The sequence below is a fragment of the Thalassobacter sp. 16PALIMAR09 genome (genome assembly GCF_000765485.1).
Taxonomy (GTDB): Bacteria; Pseudomonadota; Alphaproteobacteria; order Rhodobacterales; family Rhodobacteraceae; genus Thalassobacter; species Thalassobacter stenotrophicus.
This window is the reverse complement of sequence record NZ_JHAK01000009.1, coordinates 72,747-94,919: the sequence shown is the minus strand read 5'-3', so window position 1 is coordinate 94,919 and position 22,173 is coordinate 72,747. Positions and strand designations below refer to the sequence as shown.

At 62.5% G+C, this 22,173-nt stretch carries 21 protein-coding genes; 20 read left to right on the top strand and 1 reads right to left on the bottom strand.

The window, feature by feature from the left end; all coding sequences use genetic code 11:
• The first annotated feature begins 46 nt into the window (after positions 1 to 46).
• The gene (locus tag PM04_RS15365) at positions 47 to 640 is read left to right on the top strand and encodes a hypothetical protein (protein ID WP_024099304.1); all 594 of its coding nucleotides are present in this window, start codon (positions 47 to 49) and stop codon (positions 638 to 640) included.
• On the top strand, positions 640 to 1,296 hold the full coding sequence (locus tag PM04_RS15360) for a hypothetical protein (protein ID WP_038008453.1): 657 nt from the start codon (positions 640 to 642) through the stop codon (positions 1,294 to 1,296). The genes PM04_RS15365 and PM04_RS15360 overlap by 1 nt, the downstream gene beginning before the upstream one ends.
• Here PM04_RS15360 and PM04_RS15355 read toward each other — a convergent pair.
• On the bottom strand, positions 1,293 to 1,808 hold the full coding sequence (locus PM04_RS15355; RefSeq protein ID WP_235281454.1) for a hypothetical protein: 516 nt from the start codon (positions 1,806 to 1,808) through the stop codon (positions 1,293 to 1,295). The genes PM04_RS15360 and PM04_RS15355 overlap by 4 nt on opposite strands.
• 402 nt (positions 1,809 to 2,210) lie before the next feature.
• Here PM04_RS15355 and PM04_RS15350 point away from each other — a divergent pair, with 402 nt between their 5' ends.
• From PM04_RS15350 to PM04_RS15260, 18 genes are all read left to right on the top strand, one after another.
• A complete protein-coding gene (locus PM04_RS15350; RefSeq protein WP_038008503.1) occupies positions 2,211 to 2,537 on the top strand; it encodes a type II toxin-antitoxin system PrlF family antitoxin in 327 nt (108 codons plus the stop codon).
• A complete protein-coding gene (locus PM04_RS15345) occupies positions 2,534 to 3,052 on the top strand; it encodes a type II toxin-antitoxin system YhaV family toxin (RefSeq protein WP_038008451.1) in 519 nt (172 codons plus the stop codon). Before PM04_RS15350 ends, PM04_RS15345 begins: the two co-directional genes overlap by 4 nt.
• A 94-nt stretch (positions 3,053 to 3,146) precedes the next feature.
• A complete protein-coding gene (locus PM04_RS18105) occupies positions 3,147 to 3,311 on the top strand; it encodes a hypothetical protein (protein WP_200880357.1) in 165 nt (54 codons plus the stop codon).
• Positions 3,301 to 3,453 (top strand): hypothetical protein, encoded by a 153-nt coding sequence (locus PM04_RS15340; RefSeq protein WP_038008449.1) that lies wholly within the window; start codon positions 3,301 to 3,303, stop codon positions 3,451 to 3,453. The genes PM04_RS18105 and PM04_RS15340 overlap by 11 nt, the downstream gene beginning before the upstream one ends.
• 101 nt (positions 3,454 to 3,554) lie before the next feature.
• Positions 3,555 to 7,817, top strand: coding sequence for a strawberry notch family protein (locus PM04_RS15335; protein WP_038008447.1), 4,263 nt, complete (start codon positions 3,555 to 3,557; stop codon positions 7,815 to 7,817).
• Between the two features lie 122 nt (positions 7,818 to 7,939).
• Complete coding sequence (locus tag PM04_RS15330) at positions 7,940 to 8,326, top strand: DUF6878 family protein (RefSeq protein WP_038008444.1); 387 nt, start codon at positions 7,940 to 7,942, stop codon at positions 8,324 to 8,326.
• A gap of 1 nt (position 8,327) precedes the next feature.
• Positions 8,328 to 8,789 carry a hypothetical protein gene (locus PM04_RS15325; protein WP_038008443.1) on the top strand — a complete coding sequence of 154 codons (462 nt, stop codon included), beginning with the start codon at positions 8,328 to 8,330 and terminating at the stop codon, positions 8,787 to 8,789.
• A 100-nt stretch (positions 8,790 to 8,889) separates the two neighbouring features.
• Positions 8,890 to 9,192 carry a hypothetical protein gene (locus PM04_RS15320; protein WP_038008441.1) on the top strand — a complete coding sequence of 101 codons (303 nt, stop codon included), beginning with the start codon at positions 8,890 to 8,892 and terminating at the stop codon, positions 9,190 to 9,192.
• A 125-nt stretch (positions 9,193 to 9,317) separates the two neighbouring features.
• The gene (locus PM04_RS15315) at positions 9,318 to 10,046 is read left to right on the top strand and encodes a DUF736 family protein (protein WP_038008438.1); all 729 of its coding nucleotides are present in this window, start codon (positions 9,318 to 9,320) and stop codon (positions 10,044 to 10,046) included.
• A gap of 156 nt (positions 10,047 to 10,202) precedes the next feature.
• Positions 10,203 to 10,739, top strand: coding sequence for a hypothetical protein (locus PM04_RS15310; RefSeq protein WP_235281453.1), 537 nt, complete (start codon positions 10,203 to 10,205; stop codon positions 10,737 to 10,739).
• Positions 10,740 to 10,883: 144 nt separating this feature from the next.
• Complete coding sequence (locus PM04_RS15305) at positions 10,884 to 11,465, top strand: rhomboid family intramembrane serine protease (RefSeq protein ID WP_038008499.1); 582 nt, start codon at positions 10,884 to 10,886, stop codon at positions 11,463 to 11,465.
• 226 nt (positions 11,466 to 11,691) lie between these two features.
• Positions 11,692 to 13,041, top strand: a complete 1,350-nt coding sequence (locus tag PM04_RS15300; protein WP_038008436.1) for a Swt1 family HEPN domain-containing protein — start codon at positions 11,692 to 11,694, stop codon at positions 13,039 to 13,041.
• A gap of 815 nt (positions 13,042 to 13,856) precedes the next feature.
• A complete protein-coding gene (locus PM04_RS15290) occupies positions 13,857 to 14,786 on the top strand; it encodes a DUF2493 domain-containing protein (protein ID WP_038008432.1) in 930 nt (309 codons plus the stop codon).
• A 131-nt stretch (positions 14,787 to 14,917) separates the two neighbouring features.
• Positions 14,918 to 15,934, top strand: a complete 1,017-nt coding sequence (locus tag PM04_RS15285; protein WP_255347917.1) for a GSU2403 family nucleotidyltransferase fold protein — start codon at positions 14,918 to 14,920, stop codon at positions 15,932 to 15,934.
• Between the two features lie 538 nt (positions 15,935 to 16,472).
• Positions 16,473 to 16,679, top strand: a complete 207-nt coding sequence (locus PM04_RS15280) for a hypothetical protein (protein WP_007120662.1) — start codon at positions 16,473 to 16,475, stop codon at positions 16,677 to 16,679.
• 560 nt (positions 16,680 to 17,239) lie between these two features.
• Positions 17,240 to 17,833 carry a helix-turn-helix domain-containing protein gene (locus PM04_RS15270; protein ID WP_038008429.1) on the top strand — a complete coding sequence of 198 codons (594 nt, stop codon included), beginning with the start codon at positions 17,240 to 17,242 and terminating at the stop codon, positions 17,831 to 17,833.
• The gene (locus PM04_RS15265) at positions 17,820 to 20,153 is read left to right on the top strand and encodes a relaxase/mobilization nuclease domain-containing protein (RefSeq protein WP_038008427.1); all 2,334 of its coding nucleotides are present in this window, start codon (positions 17,820 to 17,822) and stop codon (positions 20,151 to 20,153) included. The genes PM04_RS15270 and PM04_RS15265 overlap by 14 nt, the downstream gene beginning before the upstream one ends.
• A gap of 8 nt (positions 20,154 to 20,161) precedes the next feature.
• Positions 20,162 to 22,162 carry a type IV secretory system conjugative DNA transfer family protein gene (locus PM04_RS15260; RefSeq protein ID WP_038008426.1) on the top strand — a complete coding sequence of 667 codons (2,001 nt, stop codon included), beginning with the start codon at positions 20,162 to 20,164 and terminating at the stop codon, positions 22,160 to 22,162.
• Positions 22,163 to 22,173: the final 11 nt, after the last annotated feature.

Sequence of the window (22,173 nt, the reverse complement as noted above, 5' to 3'; positions counted from 1 at the left end):
TCCCCGCGCGGGTCGACCCTCCCACACCCAACCGAAAGACATCCTCATGGCTATTCTCAAGTTCTCTGCGTCCGCTGTTGCGGAACAGATCGCCCATGCGCGCGCCTGCAAAACCTTCTTGCCCAACTGGAACGGGCCCGTGGACAGGCCCGCCCTGATCCTCATCGTCGGCAATGGTGTGCATCTGCGCTCAAACGGCATCGATGGCACGACCACCCGTATCGTCACCACCGAACAGGCCGATCCCTCCTTCGCTTTCGCCGACGGCATGAACCCGTTTCGGGACACCGACTGGATGGCGCAGCGCCGCATGGCGTTTCGCGATCTGACCGGCCAGTTCTATACCGACATCCTGGATGACGTGCAGGTGCTCATCGACCGGGGGCGGGGGGCGATCCGGCTCGCCACCGATGGCCACAGCATCCGCGTCTTCGTGCGCCGGGCCTCGGATTATCTCATCGGCGGGACCTACGAGGTGCCGTCAGGCCTCGGCGGCACCTTCCGGGTCATCCTCAAGGATGCCTGCGACACCTTCGCGATCGTACAGAACTGCGGCAATTGCGAGGATTTTGACGCCATGCAGCCCTACCGCGTGCCGCTCGATGCGCTGATGGAAATCGATGACCGGAGGGCGGCGTGATGGGTTGGCTCTTCTACACCGACGGCCGCGTCCAGACCTACGCGGATGAGAAAGCGGAGATTGCTCGGCTGTGCACCTTCGAGGGCGAAAGGCGCAAGACGGAACTGGTCAAAGCCTGCAAGGTGGGTTCGACTTGGTACGCGGCGGCAAAGGTCACAAATATCGACGGCACCCCTGTCGAAGACACGACCTATGTCACCGATGCGGATGGCTCCATCACTTTCGCCGCCGTATTCCTTACCCGATATGATGACGGCTGCTGGGGCTACAAGGACATGGAGGAAAGCGCGGGACCGGTCGAATCCCGCGCGCCACTGAGCCTATTGGCCCTGCTGTCCGAGCTGAAAGACCCAGACAGCTATGCTCATGCCTGGCGCCAGCGCTGCCAGGACTGGGCTGCGATCCCGGACTACGAGGAAGGCGACAAGATCAAGCTCGCCACCCCTGTGACGCTCACCGATGGCAGTACCTGCCAGATTGTCACCGCGACCCACTACAGGCGCGGGCGGCAAAAGCGCCGCTGCTACCGCATCGAGGAAACTGGTGGGCTCGTACGCCTGTCGAAGGCCTCGCTTGCGGGCTCGGAGCTGCTCAGCTCCACGAAAGGTGCGGCTAGCCCGGTGCTGGCGGAGTATCTCGCGGGACAGGACCCTTAGGGGCGCACTGCGAGTAGTGCGCGTACCGTCTCGATTTCCAGCACCCAGTTGCCGGTCGTTTCGTTGCGCCATCTTATGCAGCGGATGATCCGATCAAAATCATCCTGAAGAGCGCGCGGAAAAACAGGCTCATGGTGTGCGATTCTGTTGCGGAGCCTCCTCACGGCTTCGATGTCAGATCTTAATTCAGATCGGCGCTGGTTGGCCGCGACACCACGAGGCGCGTCCGGAAACACTGCGTAGAAATGTTCGTCCCACAGTCTGCCTTGGTGCCTATTTGTCAGCATCTTCTCCCAAAACACGAACTTTAGTTCGGCGACGACCTTTCCGGCAGTGGGTTGCTGCGCTGCGCAGCCTTCGAGGTCTCGTTTGGGGCTGTATGCAGGACCGCGCGGGTTCGGTAACGAACGGATGAAGCCTTGTGTCCAAGGCCATGTTCCTCCATGGACAGCTTCGATCGCTTCCACGATCGCGTTTCGCAGCGCAACTTCCAAAACATGGAGTGGAACCATGAACGCGGCTGATACTTGAAGATTCCAGTGGTATAGGTGGAGAGCTCGTGTCCGATCATTGCCGGTTTCGCGCAGATAGGTCGCAAACCTAGGTGCGGATAGGACGTTCGGAAGGTGGTGTTCTTCATCAGCCGTGAACGGTGGATACATTGACAGTAAAGACTTTCGGTGCCATATAGGTTTTGAGCTTTGAGACTGCGGGCACTATGCCTCCCCTCATTGCACAAAGAAAGCAAAAGCCCGTCGCATTGCGGCGGGTTTTTCAGTTTTCTAATCCGACTCCAGAAAAACTGTTTGATTGGCCGGTCGGCGACAGCAGATCCTGCGGCTTGTCTTGACAAGGCAATGCAAATGCATTACCTGTGGCGGACAGCAAAGACCCTTTTCTTTCAGGAGACTGCCATGACAGCGCTCGCACAAGATGTCTCGAAGCTCACGGACCGGTATCAGACGACCGTGCCGGCGGGTGTGCGCAAACAGCTCAAGCTGGGCAAGGGCGACCAGATTCGTTACTGTACCGAGCCGAGTGGCAGGGTCTATATCGAGCCCGTGCGCAGCGACGAGGATGATCCCGCGCTCGGCGCCTTTCTCGATTTTGTCGAGGCCGATATCAAGGCACATCCGGATCGCATTCGGGCGTTCGATGGGGCTTTGCATGGCCGTCTTGCAGCACTGGTCGGAGACGTTGACGTCGATCTCGATGCGCCGCTATCGCCCGAGGATGAATGAGCGGCGATAGCGTGCCCGCAGGGGCGCCCCTTGTCGTAAACGGATGGTCGATTTATGCGCATCCGCTCTTTCTGGACCAGCTCGAAGGGCTGATCGAGGAGGTTGAAGCGCGTAAGGCACGCGATCCAAAGACCTGGCAAAAGAAGAACTGCACGAAACGGCTGGCCGCCATCTTCAAGCTGGTCACCGAGGCCATACCGGCAGATCCGGGTGCCGCCGCCTTCCGGCAAGGCGGTACGCTCGGCGATCACCGCAAACACTGGTTCCGGGCGAAATTCTTCCAGCAGTATCGGCTGTTCTACCGGTTCAACAGCGATGCGAAGGTCATCGTGGTGGCCTGGGTGAACGACGACAAGACCCTGCGCGCCTATGGCAGCAAGACGGATGCCTATGCGACGTTCAAAGGGATGCTGGAAGATGGAAATCCACCTGACAATTTCGACGCGCTCCTGAAAGAAGCTGCGGCGGCGCACGAGCGGTTCGAGACGTCCCTTGAAGCGGTGCCTGATCGGTAAGTGGGCCAGCTTGCTGTGACCCTTTGGCATTGTCGTTTACGACGCCACGCTGGAAGATGTAGCATCGGCTAATAATACGGTCGGAGAAAGCACAATGAATGAGACGGAAAAGGATGGGCAGCACCTCGGGCTAGAGGAGCAATGCGCGCCTGACCTGACGGGGCACCGTTTCCCAGTTGCTGTGCGCGTTGCAGACATGCCCGATAACCTCGGCAAGCTGCTGGATATCGGGCTCGAGGAGCACTTCCGTGGCCGCTGAAGCGAATTCTTATGACGCGTGGTTTTGCGCGCAGGTGCACGCTGCGCTGGAGGATGCACGCTCGGGAACATCTCAGGTTCAGGTGATGCAGGCCGCACAGGCATTGATTGATGCGAAGCGGAAGGTCGAACCCAAGTCCTGACCAAGCCTTGGAGGTCAGCGCGGTCTGATCCCGGCACCCTGAAAAGCAAAAGTGGGCTTTTTGTCCTTTGGAACTCAGACCCTGATCCAAAGGAAACCTCCATGTCCAAGCCCCGCTTAACGCTCCCCAATCCTGTTGAATTCGACGCTAACCTCGCCTCTGCCCTCGCGCAAATCGGCACGGAGATCGACCACCAGCCCCTGCGCAGTTCAACGCTCGCGCGCATTATGCGCGAGACGTTTCATGGCAGCGATGCCGGCGGTGACTGGGACTGGCGCATGGCCTATGACCTGATGCAGGCCGCGGCCATCGAGGTGCTGCTGCGTGGGGACGGCGCGGCTGGTGACATCGCCGCTGCAAGGCTGCTTGCCTCGCGGCTTCTGACGGAAACGCGCCGGTCAGAGCAGCAGATCCGGCTGCAGCAGTTTTCCACGCCGCTGCCGTTTGCCGCCCTGGCGGTGCAGGCGGCTGCGATCCGCAAGGGCGAGACCGTGCTCGAGCCATCCGCCGGCACCGGTGCCCTGGCCGCGTTCGCCGCCCGGGCCGGTGCCACGCTTTTGCTCAATGAGATCGATCCATTTCGTCAGAGCCTATTGCGCGCGGTCTTCGGTGATGAGGTCACAGACCATGACGGCGAGCATATCGACGATCTGTTGCAGACGCCGGTTCTGCCTGACGTCGTGATGATGAACCCGCCTTTCGCCTCCTCGGTCGATCGCTCCCGCGACAAACACATCGCCGCCAAGCATCTCATCGCGGCCGCCAAGCGCTTGGCACCCGGCGGGCGGCTTGTGGCGATCATGCCGTCGGGATTCACGCCCGAACGCGATGCCGCGCATTGGTCGCGCGCTTGCGGTCTCCTCACGCCGCGCCTGGCCCTCACGATGCCGGGACAGGTCTACCGCAAGCTCGGCACGAGTGTGGAAACCCAGCTGATGGTCTTCGACAAGGTGAAGGAGGATGGCGCGTGCATCCGCGCAACCGTGCAGGATCTGGATGAGGCCTTGGCATATGTCGACGCCGTGGCCGCGACCCGGTCTCAAGCGCGCTCCGCCGAGCGGGCCGCAACGATCCCCCATGCGCGGCCGGGCCTTCCATCATTGGCCCCGCGCAAGACCGCCGCTTCGCCCGTCGCCGTCACCAAACCCCAGGCGAATGCCGTTCGCCCGCTCACCTTCACGAGCTTCGATGTCCCGCGCGACAACACGCCCGTCTCGGACATCTATGCGCGTTACCGCCCGCAGCGGATCGAGGTCGCGGGTGCGCAAGAACATCCCACGCCCTTGGTCGAAAGCATCGCCATGGCCTCTGTCGCGCCACCCGTGCCTTCGGGTGCCGCCAGTTCGGAATTGCGCCTGCCCGCACGATTGATCGAGGAGGGACATCTCTCCGCGGCACAGCTCGAGACCATCATCATGGCGCATGATGCCCATGGGCGTGACCTGCCGGGGCGGTTTGCGATCGATGACGACCAGACCAAGCTGACGCGCGCCGATGGTGACCCGGATGCACGGGCCTATCGCCTCGGCTACTTCCTCGGAGACGGCACCGGCTGTGGCAAGGGCCGCGAATGCGCAGGGCTCATCCTCGTGAACTGGCTTGCGGGGCGCAGGAAGGCAATCTGGGTCTCCAAATCCGCCACGCTGATCGAGGACGCGGTCCGTGACTGGACCGATCTCGGCGGCTCGCCCGCTGACATCCAGCCGCTCTCCAAATGGAAACCGGACCAGCCCATCCCGATGGGCGACGGTATCCTTTTCGTGACCTACGCCACGCTGCGCTCGGCGGGCAAATGCGGCACCACGCGGCTGAGCCAGATCTTTGAGTGGATGGGCGAGGGCTTCGAGGGTGTGCTGGCCTTCGACGAGGCCCATGCCATGCAGAACGCGGCAGGCTCCGAGCAGGGCAGAGGGGTCAAACCGTCGCAGCAGGGCCTTACGGGCCTGCGGCTGCAACTGGCGGCACCGCGCGCCCGCGTCTTCTACATCTCGGCCACGGGGGCCACCAGCGTGCACAACCTCGCCTATGCCGCGCGTCTCGGTCTCTGGGGGCAGGGGCCGGAATACCCCTTCCCGAGCCGCGAGAGTTTCGTCTCGGCGATGGAGGCAGGCGGCGTGGCCGCCATGGAGGTGGTCGCGCGCGATCTCAAGACGCTCGGGCTCTACACGGCCCGTGCCCTCAGCTTCGATGGTGTGGAGTATGACGTGCTCGAACACGCGCTGACCCCGGCCCAGATCGAGATCTACGACGCCTATGCGGGCGCCTTCCGCACCATCCACCACAATCTCGAAGCGGCACTGACTGCGACCGGCATCAATGACGCCTCTGGCGAGACCAATGCCTCGGCCGCACGCGCCTCGGCCAAGTCCCGGTTTGAAAGCACCAAGCAGCGCTTCTTCAACCATCTCCTGATGGGCATGAAAGGCCCGACTATCATCCGCGCGATCAAGGACGATCTGGCGGCGGGCAAGGCTTGCGTCATCCAGGTCGTCTCGACGGGTGAGAGCCTGCTGAAGCGCCGACTTGAGACGATGGACCCGGAGGATGAACTCGTCGAGGGTGCCTTGACTCCGCGCGACTACGTCTTGGGCTACCTCGAACAGGCCTTCCCGATCCATGCGCAGAAGCTCGTTGAGATCGACGGCAATATGGTGGCGGAACCTTTACGGGATGAGACCGGGGCGCTCGTTGTCTCGCGCGAGGCGCTTGCTCTGCGCGACGCGGCCATGATGGAATTGATGACGCTGGCCCCGATCCCTTCGGCGCTGGATCAGATCCTCTGGGCGCTCGGCGACGAGGCTGTTGCCGAGGTCACGGGACGGTCCATCCGGCCTCTCAAAGCCGAGGATGGTCATCTCTTCATCGAGAAGCGCGCCGCCAGCAGCAATTCCTCCGAGACCCAGGCCTTCATGGACGGCGAGAAGGATGTCCTGATCTTCTCGGATGCGGGCGGCACGGGCCGGTCCTATCACGCGGCGCAGACTGCGAGGAACCAGAAGCGTCGGCGGCACTACCTGCTGGAGCCCGGCTGGAGGGCCGATGCGGCCATCCAGGGGCTGGGCCGCACGCATCGCTCGGCGCAGGTCAGCGCGCCCTTCTTTCGGGTCTGCACCTCGGATGTGCATGGTGAGAAACGTTTCACGTCGACGATCAGCAAGCGGCTCGACCAGCTAGGCGCGCTCACCAAGGGTCAACGCGAGACCGGCTCGCAAGGCATGTTCCGCGAGGAGGACAATCTTGAAAGCCCGATCGCGCGGGCGGCGATGCGTGGGTATTTCGCTGATCTTGCCGCCGGGCGGGCCGAGGCGATGAGCTACGAGAGCTTCACCGACTGGACGGCCCTGCGGCTGATCGACAAGGACGGGGTGCTCCTTGAGGAGTTGCCACCAATTCAGCGGTTTCTGAACAGGGTGTTGGCGCTGCCCATCCACATGCAGAACGCGCTCTTTGCCGAGTTCATGAACCGGATCGCGGATCAGACGGAACGGTCGCGCGCGGCGGGCACGCTGGATCTCGGCGTGGAAACCCTGCGTGGCGAAAAGATCGAACAGGTCTCCACCGAGGATCTCTGGACCTGCCCGAAATCTGGCGCCGTCACGCGGATCATCGGGCTCGAGGTCACCGACCCGGTCCATGTGCTGTCGGCAGATGACGCCCTCTCGCGCAATCCCGACAAGCTGCCCATGGTCAATCGCGCCTCCGGTCGCGCGGCGCTCATTTCGGCGCGCCCGATGCAGATGTATGACGAGGACATTGTCACGCTGATGCGCAAGGCGGTGCGGCCCAACGGGTCGAGCTACCTTGAAGAGGCACGGTTCGAGTCCTCGGCTTGGGAAGAGATCGGAAGGCCTGAGTTTGCGCGGCTTTGGGATGCCGAGGCTGCTGCCCTTCCCAAGACCACCACGACCAAGCTCTACTTGCTGACCGGGCTGCTGTTGCCGATCTGGAAGGACATTCCGACCACCAATGAGCGCATCTACCGGGTCACGCCCGATGGGGCGACCGCCATGATCGGGCGCACGCTGAGTGAGGACGGGGCCGCAGCGCTACGCGCCCGCTTCCTCGTCTCCAACCCACAAACACCGCAAGAGATGCTGACCGCCGCCCTTGGCACCACCGCGCCTGTCGATCTGGGCCGGGGGATGACCCTGACCCGTCGCCGTGTCGCGGGCGAGATGCGCCTCGAGCTCTCTGGCGCGGATCGGGGCATGATCGATGGTCTGAAAGCTCTTGGCTGCTTCACGGAGATCATCGCTTTCCAGCTGAGGGTGTTCCTGCCGCACGGGGAGGGGATCGACACGGGGAGGATTCTGGCCCGGATCGTGGGGCAGCGCGCCGCCGTGACGGCAGAACAAGCCGCCTGAAAAGTCAAAGCGGGCTTCCGGTCGGGCGTCGCGGATTTGGGTTTCACCGGTCTGCGCTTTCCGGGCGCGTGCAGACCAATGCCACGCCCGGTCCCCCCAAATTCAGACGAGAGGACAGACCCATGACCAATCCCCAAATCGACTATGCCGCAATGGCGGCTCAGTGGCGTGCAGAGCGCGAAACCACCTTGAAGGCATCCAGAGTGGAGCTGCTCGCGCAACTACGTGCGCTTGGCATCAGCGAGGTCACTGCCGAATATGAAGGCTATGGCGACTCCGGCAATGTCGAGGATGTGACGGTGCGGCCTGCAGAGGTCAACCTGCCGGAGCCGCTTGCCACCGAAGTGGGCGACTTCGCCTGGTCGCTCGCCTATCACCATCACCCGGGGTTCGAGAACAACGAGGGTGGCTACGGCACGCTGACCTGGGACTTGCGCAACGACAGTATCACCTTGGATCACGCGGACCGCTATGTCGAATGCTCGCACAGCTATGACGAGGGGCTGTGAGATGGCCCATCCGCTTCATCATGCCGAAAGCTCTGCCCGGAAATTCGGCGGGGTGCCATCTGACTATCAGTCTGTGCACGATTGGTTTGACGCCTCGAAAGAGCACCTCGCGCTCTTCACGCACCGAGCCTTGCGTCACCATGCCCAAGGCCTGTTCGAGGCCGAACGTGTCTTCGGCCTGACCCTGACCAATAGCGCGGGTCGGGAAATCCCCGTGCGCTGGATCGGCGAGCAGCATGTCCGCGAAGACTGCCAGGGCCGCATTCCGAGCATGGCGGACTGGCTGCGACGGATCCAGCCTGAGCCGTGGATGGCCAATGGCCACATCGACCGGCATTCCGGCGATGAGCCCTGCGGCGACCCAAGGGTTGCCTGGGCCTCCGAAGTCGCCGCCGGACGAACGGTTCTTGGCCTGAAGGATTGGATGGCGGCGCGCGCGACGCAAGCCACGCAAAGCGCCTGACAGCTCTTGGCCGTTTGCCAAACGAATACTGCATGGAAGCCCGGTTGGACGACCGGGCTTCTTGCGTCGTTTCCCCACCATTCTTCTTGAGGAGGTTCGCATGACACTCGAAGACATCAAGGCCGCCGTTGATGCCGGCCAGACCGTGCATTGGGCCAATACCGGCTACGTTGTCCACAAGGACCGGCTTGGGCAGTACCTGATCACCTATGTGCCGAACGGCAGCTGCATCGGTCTGACCGACCAGGAAGGGCAACGGTTGAACGGCAAAGAGGAGGAGTTCTTCATCGCGCGGTCGGAGGACAGCGTTGAAAATTCGGGCAGCCAATCAAGACCAGACGGGCAGGGGAGGGGCGTAGCACCCGGAGGCGCGGGGGCCTTCCCACTCGGACGGCAGCTCTGACCCGTGGGCGGGGCTGAAAGGAAAGCAGGCTTTCTGATTTGTGATCCCTCAAGGGGTCGAGAAAGCAATCCCGGATGCGCTGGCAAGAACGTCAGGCACCGAACAATCTGAAAAGGAACCATCCCATGTTCGCAGGAACCCTCACCCGCAATGTCGAGACCGCAGCCGCTCAGTACACCGGCATGATCCACTCGACGCGCTTTGACATCGCCATCCAGTTGGAGGCGCGGGCCAAGATGTCCGAACGCAGCCCGGATTTTGACGTAACGGCAGTCAACCAATCCGGTCGCAAGGTGCGCATCGGCACGGCCTGGAACGAGACCGGCAATACCAGCGGCAACCCCTACGTCTCGATGCAGATCGATGTCGGCTTGGGCCCGTTCCGGGTCAACGCGGTGCAGACGAAAGAGGCGCGCGCGACCCAAAGCGGCGAATTCGAGATCATCCCGCTGGTCTCGAACGGCCTGATGAAGTCCGGCTCGATCTCGGGCGAGTTGACCGCCATGGACGCTGACAACGCCTTCACCGGCTACATCGCCAACATGATGTTCGATCTGGAGTTCATGCTGATCGAGAACAGCTACAAATCCGAGGAGACCCACCCGGATTACCGCGTCGAGGTCAGCTCGCCCCGGGGCACACCGATCCGCGTCGGCTCGGCCTGGATGGCGAAAAGCAGCCGCACGGGCAATGACTACCTGTCGCTGCTGATCAACACGCCCGATGGCGATCTGCGCGTCAACGCCGTGCAGAACGAAAAACAGCGCGGCGGGCAGACCTTCTCGATCATCCCGTTCATCGACAGCGGTGAGCAACCGCAGGACGCAGGCGCGGGGCTGTCGCTGGTTGCCTAATCGGCGCGCGAGGGGGAGACGATCTGAACCGAAAGGGGAGCCGTGGGACCACGGTTCCCCTTTTTCCATGTCCGTTTGCGTGAAGGACGCCACCCGCTTGCGATCTGGTGTAAATGCGATACAATAATATATTATCGAAACATAGAGGGCGGGCGCGTGGCGGCTAGATCAGGGACGGTTCCATGGTTCGAGAGCTTTGATGTTGGGGCAGAGGTTGAAGATCTCCTCACTCATATCGAGCGCTGCACCGGATTCGCGCTACGCGCCCGGCAGCGTGAAGTCATCATGACCCATGCAAGGTCGAAGCTCGACAGGACAAGGCAGGCATATCTGGAGGCCAAGGCGGCGGGAAAGCCGGTGTCCACATCGCGGCGTGCGTATCTGGCCGACCTGCAGGACACGATCTTCATGGCGATCCCGGAAGAGAACCTCGCGCGGATGCCGCTGCGCGAGCAGATTCTCAACGACCCGTCATTTTACGCTGACGCCATGCACCGCGCCGCTGCGATCAGCGAGGATGAGCTTTTTATGGCGCTGTCCTCTTCGCTGAAAGACATGACAGTCCAAGACGCCCGGGCCTTCGTCTCGAAGCTTTGGCACGGCACAATCGATGACAATGCCCGTAAATACGCGGAAGCCCTGAAGCGCCCCGAGCGTGAACCGCAGCCCTTTCGCCCGGGGAACACCGTGTAAGATCGAGGCCATTTTCTTGGCTTGGCTGTGACCAAGTTGGCCGCCCCGAACTCCGTTGCAGGCGGCGGCATCCAGTGCAGCGCGCAAACCATTGAAGGCGCTGTGGTGACGTCTACTGTCGCCAACATGATGAACCGGGATCACATGCGCGTCTTCTTCCGGCGCACTGCGGCGCTTGTCGCCTTTGTCGCGCTGCTCTGGGCGGTCCAAGTCGTCAATTGGATCACCGGCTACGGTTTGAACCCGGCCTTCGGCCTGATCCCCCGGCATGTCAGCGGATTGGATGGTGTCATCACCATGCCCCTCCTGCATGGAAGCTTCGCGCATCTTATGGCCAATACGCCGCCGCTCCTAGTGATGGGTGGGATGCTGGTGGCTACGACCACGCGGGCCTTGCTGGCCGTGAACGCCGTGGTGATCGGCCTCGGCGGCGGTCTTGTCTGGCTGTTCGGAAGCTCGGCCATCCATATCGACGCGTCAGGGCTCGTCTTCGGCTGGTTTGGCTTCCTCGTCGCGCGCGGCCTCGTGGATCGCTTATTGATCACGCTGGGCGCGGCACTGGTGGTCGGTGTCCTCTATGGCTCCCTTCTCTGGGGCGTTTTTCCAGGCCAACCCGGCGTCTCGTGGGAGGCGCATCTCTTCGGCGCTTTGGCCGGCGCGGCCGCGGCGTTACTGTTCCGAACGCATGTACATGCGCCGCGCCTAGGCGGCGTCGATCTGGACTGAAGCCGTACGCCAGACGTGATCGGCCCAAAACGGACATTGAACATGTTCTTCGGTGGTTAGCCCCAGTTCGGCATTGCTGACATTCGAGTAACGCCGGGCTAGGGTGACTGAAAGGCAAACGATCGGAACTAGATATGAGTTTGACAACGCAACGGCAGGGGCAGCTGGGTGTAAACTGCAGCACGCTTCAGCGGGCGATAGCGCGTGAGGTGGAGGGGGCGGTCTAGTGGCTCGCGAACCATTCGTAAATGACGCCCTACGTCGAGCGCTGGAACAGGCTGAAAGCCCGCTTCAGAAAGCTCTGCGCCAGATGGAGAACGATCCGGCCACGCGGGCGCTCAGAGAGCTTGAGCAATCTCCGGCCTTTCAGGCGGCAAGAATGCTTGAGCAAGCCGAAAGTCCGGCTCAGCGGCTCGTCAGGGAGATGCAGAGTGACCCTGTGCGGCAAGCGATAAAACAGTTTGAACAGTCATCAGCTCTACATGCGGCTGAGACGCTGCACAGAGCAGACTTTCAAAGGCTGGCGACATCACTGGTCGAAGCCCAGTCGGCGTTTGCGGCATACGCAAACTCTCAGCATTGGGCTGAAACGTCAGCGGCCATAGCCGCCGCCCACAGTGCAATCACACGTCCCGAAACGGTAGATGTGCTTCGACGTATCGACGCTGATCTGAAGGGGCTTGTCACAGCCGCACATCGGGCAATTGTTCCGTTGGCCGAGCAGTTGCAGAGTTTCTCAGTCGCGGCTGCGGCTGCGGTCCAGCCTCTTCAGGAACGCTTCCAGAAAATGGAGGCATGGCAGGCCTCGCTCGCGGGTAGGATGGCACAGCTCCAGAATCCCTGGGCCATCGAGGATCATCTCGGTGTCTCGATGGTCGGCTTTGCCCGGATTGCTCGTCTACATGATATTTCCAGTGGAGCCGAGCCGTTCAATCCGGCGGGCCAGGAAGTGTTCGCGGAGGAGTTGGGGGAACCGGTCGCCTTTGATGAGAACCAGTCCCCAGAAGACCGTGAAACCGCTCAGATTGACGCGGGACTGAACGCGGAAGTGGTTGCTTTTCCGCAAGACGTGTACCCGCAAGTTCTGTTTTCAGCGGGCTTCGAGCTGCGCTTCGAGGCAGTTGCACCCGTCAGGACGGACGGTGGCCAAGTGGGCCACTATGATCCGCAACATGCCAGCCTTCTTGGCGAGATCGAGAACCGGCTTCGAGACGTGATCGAGACGGAGCTTCGCCGCATCGAGGGAGAAGCATGGTTACGGCGCAGGGTTCACGGAGACTTGCGCCGTAAGTGGCAGAATAGGAAAGCAGCGGAACACGAGCTGCGCGGAGACTCATTTCCCCTTCTCTACTATGCCGATTTCATGGAGTTGATGCACATCATCTGCGAAGGCAAAAATTGGAAAGAGGCGTTCGAGCGGCTCTTTGTGTCGAAGCAGGATTTTCAAATATCAATGCAGCGTCTCGCACCGGTCAGAAACACCATTGGTCATAATCGACCGCTGGTCCGATCTGATCAGTTGATCCTGTTAGCAGAGGGAACTCGCATTCTGCGCGCCCTAGGCGTTCCCATTTAGAAGTATCGGGGCGGAGGCTTTTGCTTATGACCAGGGCAGCGACACATAAAGTTCGCGCATCATGGCAAACCGCTCATCAAATGGCGGTAGATCATCGGGTTCCAAGGCAAGTGTGTTCCAGTCGACTTCAGCTCGACGCCGAATTTCAGGTTCGTCCGCGTCCCGGACGGTCGTGAACCGCGCAGCGAATGGCCGCTCTCCGTCCCATCACGTCGCAAGCTTGGAGAAGTAATCCGTATAGCCTAAAGCGTAGCCCCTGCACATCAACCTCGGCCAGAGCCTTGCGGCCTCCCCTGCTCGGCTTCGCGTGTCGCAGGGGAGAACGGCCCTTCGGTCCGTCGCGCATTCGGCCATGCGGCCTCACCGCGGCGTCGGACCCGGCATCCCGGTTTGCCCGCCTCGCGAGCACGTCCCTCCCTGGCCGCTCCGCCGGATTGCGCTTCGGTCTGTTTTGCGGTGCAAAACGATCCCGCCGCTCCATCCGTCTCCCGCGTCCGGTCGGGCCGTTTGCCTGCTCGGGTCGGGCAAACCTACCGTCAAAACACACACACATGAGTGCGGAAGCATATCCTCCGGATGGCCCCCAAATCAGCCCGCGTCAAGGATCGCAAAACTTTTCGGCGAGGGCGGCGCCAGTGGTGCAGGGCGGTCCCGTGCGTGAGCGCGCGCATGTGTCGGGTGCCGCGCGCGGAAAACTTTTGCGCCCGGCAAGCCGGCGGCTGCGCCGTCCCTGACCCGGGCAGATTCGGAAACCAGGCATTCGGCCATGCCACCACACTCACGTGGTGGTCGAACCCAATATCTGGAGAATGAACATGGCTTACGACAATGCGAACACCTACGAGACTATTGAGCTTTTCGGGCTGACCGAGAAGGACGCACAGCTGCCGATCCCCGAGGATCACGTCCTGACCGACCGCATCATCCGCGAGAGCTTCGAGACCCTGCTCGGTCAATTGCGCAATACCGGCCTTGAGGCAGAAATCGAACCGTTGGCCCATGGGCTCGCGACGATCCTGCAACGGCGCAAGGTGGCGCTCGGCAAGGAGGTCGACCGCACCGCCGACAAGATCGGCGCGCTGGCAAAATCCCACGACGGGTCGGAGATCGCCGAGACCGCGCTCGAAGAGGCGCAAGCGCGCTTTGTGCAGCTGCGCGAGATCGTCAGCGCTATCGAGGTGATGAGCGAGGCGGCGGCGGAATGCTACGAGATCGAGACCGGTCACGCCTTCATCCCGGCAGCCGGGTCGCGCGCAAGCGTCCGGGCGCAAGAGACCGGGGCGGTCTTCGAGGCGCGGCAGCTCCTGGAGCAGCATGATCGGGAAACCGCCGAGAAGTCGAAAGTCGAGGGGGTGCCCCTGATCGTTTCGGGCGCCACCGACTGGACCGATGTCGATGTGATCTTCAATACGCTCGACAAGGTTCGCGAACGGATCAAGCAGAACCGCAACCAGGAGATCTTCCTCTGCCACAAGGGTGGCAAGCACGGGGCGGAGATGATTGCGGCCCGGTGGGCCCGAGCACGCGGGGTCGCGCAAGCGCGCTTCGATCCGCGCTGGTCCGCGCATGGGCGGGCGGCACCGTTCAAGTGCAACGACGAGATGCTGGACGACAAGTTCGCGGCGACGGGGGTTGTTCTCTTCGGCGGCAACGGGGTCGCGCTGAACCTCGGGCAGAAGGCCGAAGCGAAAGGCTTGACGGTCATGCGGGTTGCGGACCCGGCAAAGAAAACTGCGGAGACGTGAGTTGAGAGGGTCGCCTTCGGGCGGCCCTTTCGTTGTTTCTCATGCGCGTGGCGGGGCCCAAATTGCTTTGCCTAGCATTTTCCTGTTTTGATAGGTATATGTGTGCCAAGCAAAACTTGGAAATGATTGGCATGACCCCACTCAGCAGCATCGCGATGAGCGCCTATACCGATCTGGTACGTCTCTTGAAGGACGACGCTTTGTCCGGTGTCGAAGGCAAGCCGACTCTCAAGGAGCGCGGCGACAAGGCCTATTGGTATGCCGCGCGCCGCGTCGGAACGGAGATGCGGTTCATCTATATCGGCGAGGACAGCGACGAGACGCGCGCACGTATCGACCGGATCGAGGATCTGCGCGCGACCGCCAAGGAGCGGCAGGCGCAACGGTCGCGGCTCGTTCGCCTCTTGCGCGCTGAAGGCATGACCCCCACCGACCGGGCGACCGGGTCCATCCTGTCGGCGATGGCGGCAGCCGGGACTTTCCGTTTGGGTGGCACCATCGTTGGAACCAATGCGTTTCGCCTCTATGAAGGCGAGCTTGGTATCCGTCTGCCCATTGGCGGTATGGCCAACACCGGCGACATCGACATCGCGCAGTTCGAGAAGCTCAGCGTTGCGTTGCAGGATCAGGTCGACCCGGGTCTTGCCGAGACGTTCTCAGCGCTCAAATTCGATCCTCTGCCAGCTCTTGACCAAGGTCGGACATGGCGATGGGCCCAGGGTGGCAGTGGCCAGTTGGTCGAGTTTCTCACACCGGCGTTCGGAGATGAGACCATCCGTGATCTGCCAGCCTTGGGCGTGAACGCCCAAGGATTGAACTATCTCAACTTCCTGATCGCTGAGCCGATCCACGCGGCGGCGATCTATAGATCCGGCGTTCTGGTGCAGGTGCCCCGCCCGGAGCGCTATGCGATCCACAAACTGATCATTGCCGACCGGCGCCGCGATGGGGCAGGGAGCCTGAAATCTGCGAAGGACCGCGAGCAGGCAGCCTTCTTGATCGAAGCGATGGCCGAGGACCGGCCCGATGATCTGGCTCGGGCCTATGCCACCGCAATGGAGGTTGGGCCGCGCTGGCGGGAACACATCGGCAACTCGCTGAAGCGAATGCCTGATACCAGGGGGATGCTCGACAGCTTGGGCGCGTGATGGCCATAACCGGGTCGCCTTCGGGCGGTCCTTTCGTCATATCTCATGGCGCGTGCGATCGGTCACACTTGATCTGCATCTCACGGCGTCCAGCACCGTCATCCCTCTACCCAGCCCGTCAGAGTTCGGCCCATCCGCATCGGTACGGGCTGGGGATGGTGCGCACCTCGCACATCGTCAGCAGCGCAAGGCCGAGAGGTCGAGACGTCGCACTTGAGGCTGAAGACCTGCACAACCCTCGGGTGGTGTCGCAGAACATCGCATCCACGCGGGCGGGCTCCGTCAGCACCCCGGCCAGGCTCGGCGGGACGCGAACGCGGATGATGGCGGCTGCGTGATGGAAAGGGTCATCTGGGTCTCTCCTTTTTGCTCAGTGATGTGGATCGCACGGGGTCGGCCCAATCGTGCCCTGCGCTTCGCTCCGGCAAGCACAAATACGGCTTCCACGGCGGAGCCGTGGACCCTCCGCATTTGCGCTTGCGACCGGGCCTCTTGCCCCCGTGCCGGGTGATCCCCATCGCAAAAATGAGAGACCCAAATGACCAACCACTACGTCGCCACCGTCCCCGTCAAGTTCACCGACACCGATGGCCAGGAGCGCACCCGGTTCCAACGCGTGGGCGCCATGTTCCGCAACACTCGCAACGGGGATGGCTCGGAGTTCTTCAGCCTCAAGCTCGACTTTCCTGTCGCGGTCTCGGAGCTGGTGATGTTCCCACCGAGCGCGAAAGATCCCCAGGACTAAATCCTCTGACGAGGATGGGCCGCCCCAGGACGATCTTGGGGCGGCCCGATCCCTGTTTCAGGGATGCCGGGTCCGGCGGGGGTGATCGCCGCCAGCGACCTCGCTTTGCTTCCGGTCGGCGATCAAAAGACGATCGCCGACCGGAAGGATCAGGCCGCGACAGACCGGCCAGTCAGCCTCAAGGGGGCCATCCACAAAAACCTATCGGCCAGGGCCTCCCGGTTTTTGCGGCAGAGATTTGGGGACCCAAATCTGGCCCTCCTTGACCCTGCCTGTCCGCCCTGTCGGAGGGGTTTGCGCCCGCCCGCGGTTCCGTCCGAACACATGCGTGTTCGGCCTGACCCTCGGGCGGTGCTGGTGAAGGGGGCCTTTGAGGCTGGAGGCTGTGCCGGTGGTGAGGCTCGACAGAGCCGCGTCCCTGCGGGCCGCGGCGTGAAGCGGACACCAAGGCTGCCTGAGCCTGAATTCAACGTAAGTATATAATTGACAGTTTGGTATATTATCGTAAGGTAGGGGCAGCCTTGGTGGAAGGTGGCAGGAAATAGGGGGTCTTTCTTCGCATGTCTCGTTCAAAACGTCTCACAGATGCGGACCGCATGGAGATCGTTCGCGAAGCTGCGGAAGGCGTTTCCACTTCAGTGCTGGCGGAACGGTTTGGCGTGTCGGTGCGGGCGATTCAGTACACGCTCAAAGCCGATGCCGAGCGCCAGACGGATGCCGCGATCCCGGTCTCGGCGGTCAGTGTGAAGGTCACGGCTGCGGAGCTTGCGGCGCTCGACGCGGTGTTGGCGAAGGCGGGGATCGAGAGCAGGGCCGAGGGGCTCCGGCGGCTCATCCAGGCGGCAGGCGGGGTGTTCTTGCCGGACGTGCAGATGGCAGCAGAGATGGCGCGCTACCGCGCCTCGCTGCACGAGGTCGGCAATGGCGTCGCGCAGATCGCCAAGCAGATGACGAAGGCCAACCGGCAGGGGCAGGGGGCTGATGGTGGCACGAGTGCAGAGTTCTCCGAATTGCGCCTTGTGCAGATGCGCGGGCTGGCGCGGTTCATCCTGGACAGTGCTGACGAGATCGATCTGCTTCTGCGCCGCCGTCGGGACGCAATGCAGCTGCAGGCCACGGCCGCGCTGAGGGAGTTTGCCCATGCGGCTGAATGATGCCGTCCATGCCGTCACGGGCGAGGTCTTTCGGGATGGCTGGAGCCGCGTCCGGGGCTCGATGCAAGGTCTGCACGTGGCCAAGCAGACCCAGCTTGCGCGCGCGGCGGCAGGGCATCGGCCAGCCGTCTTCAAGGCGATCCGGGGCGGGGGCACGCATACCAAATCGCAGCTCGCAAACCAGCTCGACTACCTCACAACCAAGTCCACCCATATCGTCGACTCGAGCGGGTTCCTGGATGGCAAAGCGAAGCTCGAGGCAAAGGACATCAAGGACCTGACCGAGCGCTTTGCCAAGCGGTGGGATGCGGGCTTTAAGCCCAAGCTGGGCCAGACGACCCACATGCTGATGTCCTTCCCCATCGGCACGCGGGGCGAGGATGTGCGCGACATCGCGACGGACGTGGCCGAGCGGTTCTTCCAGACCGACGCAGGGCACTTCGATTACATCATCGCGGTGCATGAGGACCGCGATCACCCCCATGCGCATCTGGTGCTGAACCGCCGCTCGCAGGAAGGCGAGTTCTTCTTTCTGGGGCGCAACCACCGCTTCAACTATGACGACTTCCGCCTCGCCATGGTCGAGGAGGCGGAGAAGTACGGCGTGCGCCTGGAGGCCACGCGCCGGATGGATCGCGGTGTCGTGCATTACCCAGCCCGCACCAGCGAAGTTTATGCGGCGAAAGAAGAGGGGCGCGCACCCCGCGAGCGCGAACGTGTGGGGCAGGACCTGACGCGGACGCTGGCGGAGATCGCCAACACCAGAACTGTCTATCATTCGCTTGCCGTAGAGGCCTCCCGGGAGGCCCGGGAAGACATCGCCGCAGCACTCTTCCGCGCGGGCGAGGTGTTGGCGCATGGCGGACAGGTAGATCGAACAGGAGATGTGTATATGGCCGAGGATCAAAGCTTCGAGGATCTGAGAAGCCTCTATGCGGAGAAGCTCGCGCGGGTGCAGGGCATGATCGCCGAGAAGTCTGACGCGGAACGTCCCGTGCTGGAAAAACGCCTCATCGAGATCCAGACGCAGGTCCAGCACATGCAGCCTCTCGGTTTGCGATCATCCACGCTGTCAGAGACCCCCTCGGAGGGCGGGATCTATTCAGATGCGAACATCGACACCAAACAGCTAGAACGTCTGGCCGAGCCGGACTTGCGGTCGAGCATAGACACCGCCCTGCGCGGCACCGGGATCAGCACATCGGAAGTGGTGGCCCGGATCGAAACCAGGGCGTCGAGTGCCGCGCTGGAGCATCAATGGATCGCAGATGATCTTGCCAAGGTGGCCGAGGCACGCGATCTGAACCTCGAACGCCGCGCCGATCTGGAACAGGCCCGCGACATTCTCAACGATGTACATGTGGAACTTGGCACGCTGTTGGAGCGCGAGAACGTGCTGCGCCGGGATGGCGTCATGGAAGCGGAACCGGTCAGCGAGCGGTTCCATTATCATGAGGGCGCGGTGCGGGCGATGGAAGGGACAATCCGTCAGGAGATGCGCGCAGACGGCCTGACAGCAGAGCAGATCGAGGACCGGGACTGGGAGGTTGTCTCACGGGCGGAGCGCCGGATCGAGACCGAGCAGCGCGCGTTTCTCGAGGCACACCCGGACCTGCTCGCACGCCCTGGCGATGTGATTGACCGGTCTGAGCCCTACAGGGAGACCATTACCGATGCGGCGCGCGCCAGCGAGATCACCCGCGAGGTCGACCGGATCATGGAGGGACGCGATGTCCGCACATCTGTTGCATCTGCTGTCACAGATGACTTGCGCGCGCGCTATCCGGACATGCCGTCCCACCTTGCTCGTGGGCTCAGCGCGACCTATCCGGCCGTTGTGGAGATCCGGGACACTGAGGCCATCAACCAGGTCCGCCGCGAAAACGAGATGCGCGAGGGGCTTGGTTCTGGAACGCGCGACGCGCTCCTCGCAGCCCGCGGTGAAACTGCGCCGCAGTCTGACAGTGCCGATCGCCTCGCAGACGAGATTGCGCGTGTTCTTTACCATGAGCGGGCCGGGGAATTGTCCGCGCCCTTCGAGACCGAGGCGGAGCGGAACGCCTTCCGCGACGAGATCGCGCGGGTGCTGGACGTTCGCCAACTCGACCGGCTCACATCTGGCGATGCCGATGCGCTGGACAAGGTTCTCGAGGACCGCCTCGACCGGCTCTATGTCGCCAAGGTCTACCTGCAATCGGATGCAGCGACGGCCAACACGGAGGCCTTGCGCCAGGTGGTCGATGATCTTGCCGACGCCGAGTATGAAAAACACCGCACTGGCGATGTGGATGGCGAGACCGAGCGGGGTCAGGTCCATTGAGCGCCTCCATGGGAAAAGCGCGGATCGCCACGGGCGTCCTGCTGGTGACGCTTGTGACCGGGGCCATGGGCTATACCATCGCCTCGGCGGTGTTGACCTACCAGGATCTCGGCTTCGGGGCCGGGATCGACTTTGCCTATATCGCGCAGAACTATCTGGCGATCCTCGATCGCCGCCCGGAGGATGCGCAACTTATTCACCTGATCATCGGCAGCTTCGCCGCCGCCGGCCTGATGCTGAGCCTCGCCCTCTCGGGGTCCGCCCTGACAAGGTTTGGCCAGACCCATTGGCAGAGTGCGCGCGAGATGAAGGCCAATGGCTTCTTCGGGGCGCCAGGGACCGGGTTCATCCTCGGCAAGCTGGGGGCGCCGGGCTCCCGCGCCAATTACATTTGCTCCAAGGTCTTCCCCCATGCGCTGATCGTGGCCCCCACGGGCCGCGGCAAGACCACGGGCTTCGTCATTCCGAACCTGCTGACGTGGCAGGGTTCCGCCGTGACGCTCGATGTGAAGGGCGAGTGTTTCGAGGCAACGGCCCGGCACCGCGCCGCCCAAGGCGACAAGGTCTATCGCTTTGCCCCCACCGATTGGGAGGGCAAGCGCACGCATCGCTACAACCCGCTCCTGCGCATCTATCAACTGAAAGATCCCGCGCGCCAGCAGATGGAACTGCAGCTCCTGGCGACGCTCTTCTTGCAGAGCGACAATGACCGGGTGCAGGGCCTCCTCAAGGGCGGGATCGATCTCTTCGTGGCGGCAGGCTTGTTGGCCTTCCAGCGCAAGCGCCCCACCTTGGGCGAGATCTACCGCATCGCGGCCTCGGGAGGGAACAAGCAGAAGGAGTATTTCGCGCGGGGCCATGAGGTCGACAACAGGGCTGCCAAGCTGATCTTCACGCGGCTGGCGTCCACCAACAATGACACGCTGACCTCTTATGTTTCGCTCCTGATGACCTCGGGGCTCGACCAATGGCAGAACCCGGCGATCGATGAGGCGACGGCGGTGTCGGATTTTGATTTCCGGACGATCCGAAAGAAACCCTTCTCCGTCTACCTCGTCGTCCAACCGCTGATGGTCAAACCGCTCGCGCCGCTAATCCGGCTCTTCTTCTCCGATCTCCTTTCCGCCATGCAGGAGAAGGATCCCGGGCCTGATGAACCCTGGCCGGTGATGATCATGCTCGACGAGTTCAATCGTTTGGGCAAGATGCCGATCGTGGTCGAGAGCATCGAGACCCTGCGCACCTATCGCGGACATTTGGCGGTGGTCACCCAGACCATCCCCGCCCTCGATGAAATCTACGGCGAGAACACCCGCCGCGCCCTGCAAGGCAATGCGGGTGTGAAGCTCTACCTGACGCCTTCGGATGAAAAAACCGTCGAGGAGCTGAGCAAGGCGGTCGGCAAGACCACGAAGACCGTCATCACGCGCTCGCAGTCCATCGGCAAGAACCCCTTCGAGGGCCGCAGCCAATCCACACGGACCGAAGAAAGCTCACTGTTGCCCGAGGATGAGGCGCGCCGCCTACCGCTCGATGAAATCGTCATGGTCATCGATGCCCAGATGCCGGTCCGGGCGAAGCGGATTCAGTATTTTGACGACCGGCTGTTCAAGGCGATCCACGCGGCACAGACGGGGGAGTTGCCGTTTCCGGAGCCGGGGGGAGGGGGGCCGCAAGGCAATATGCCGTTGAGTATGCGCGCCATGCCGATGACGCCGCCAGCTGACGGTTCAGGCGGATCCGAGGCCGACGTTGAGGCCGCGCGCCAGGCTGCTGATGGCCAATCGTCATGGCAAACCCATCTCGCCCCAAAGAAGACCGCGCCCGTCGTTCAAGCCGTCATCGCCGAGGAACAGCGCCAGATGGAGATGGATTTTGGGGGCCAAGTCACGGATGCCGAGTCAGTTAGCGCCGTGGGTGAGGCGCAAATGCGCTCCGCCGTCGATGGCTTGGACGATATGGAGGCGATGCTGCAGGAGGATGGTGGTCAAAAGCTGGTTATTCGATAAGTTGACCAGAG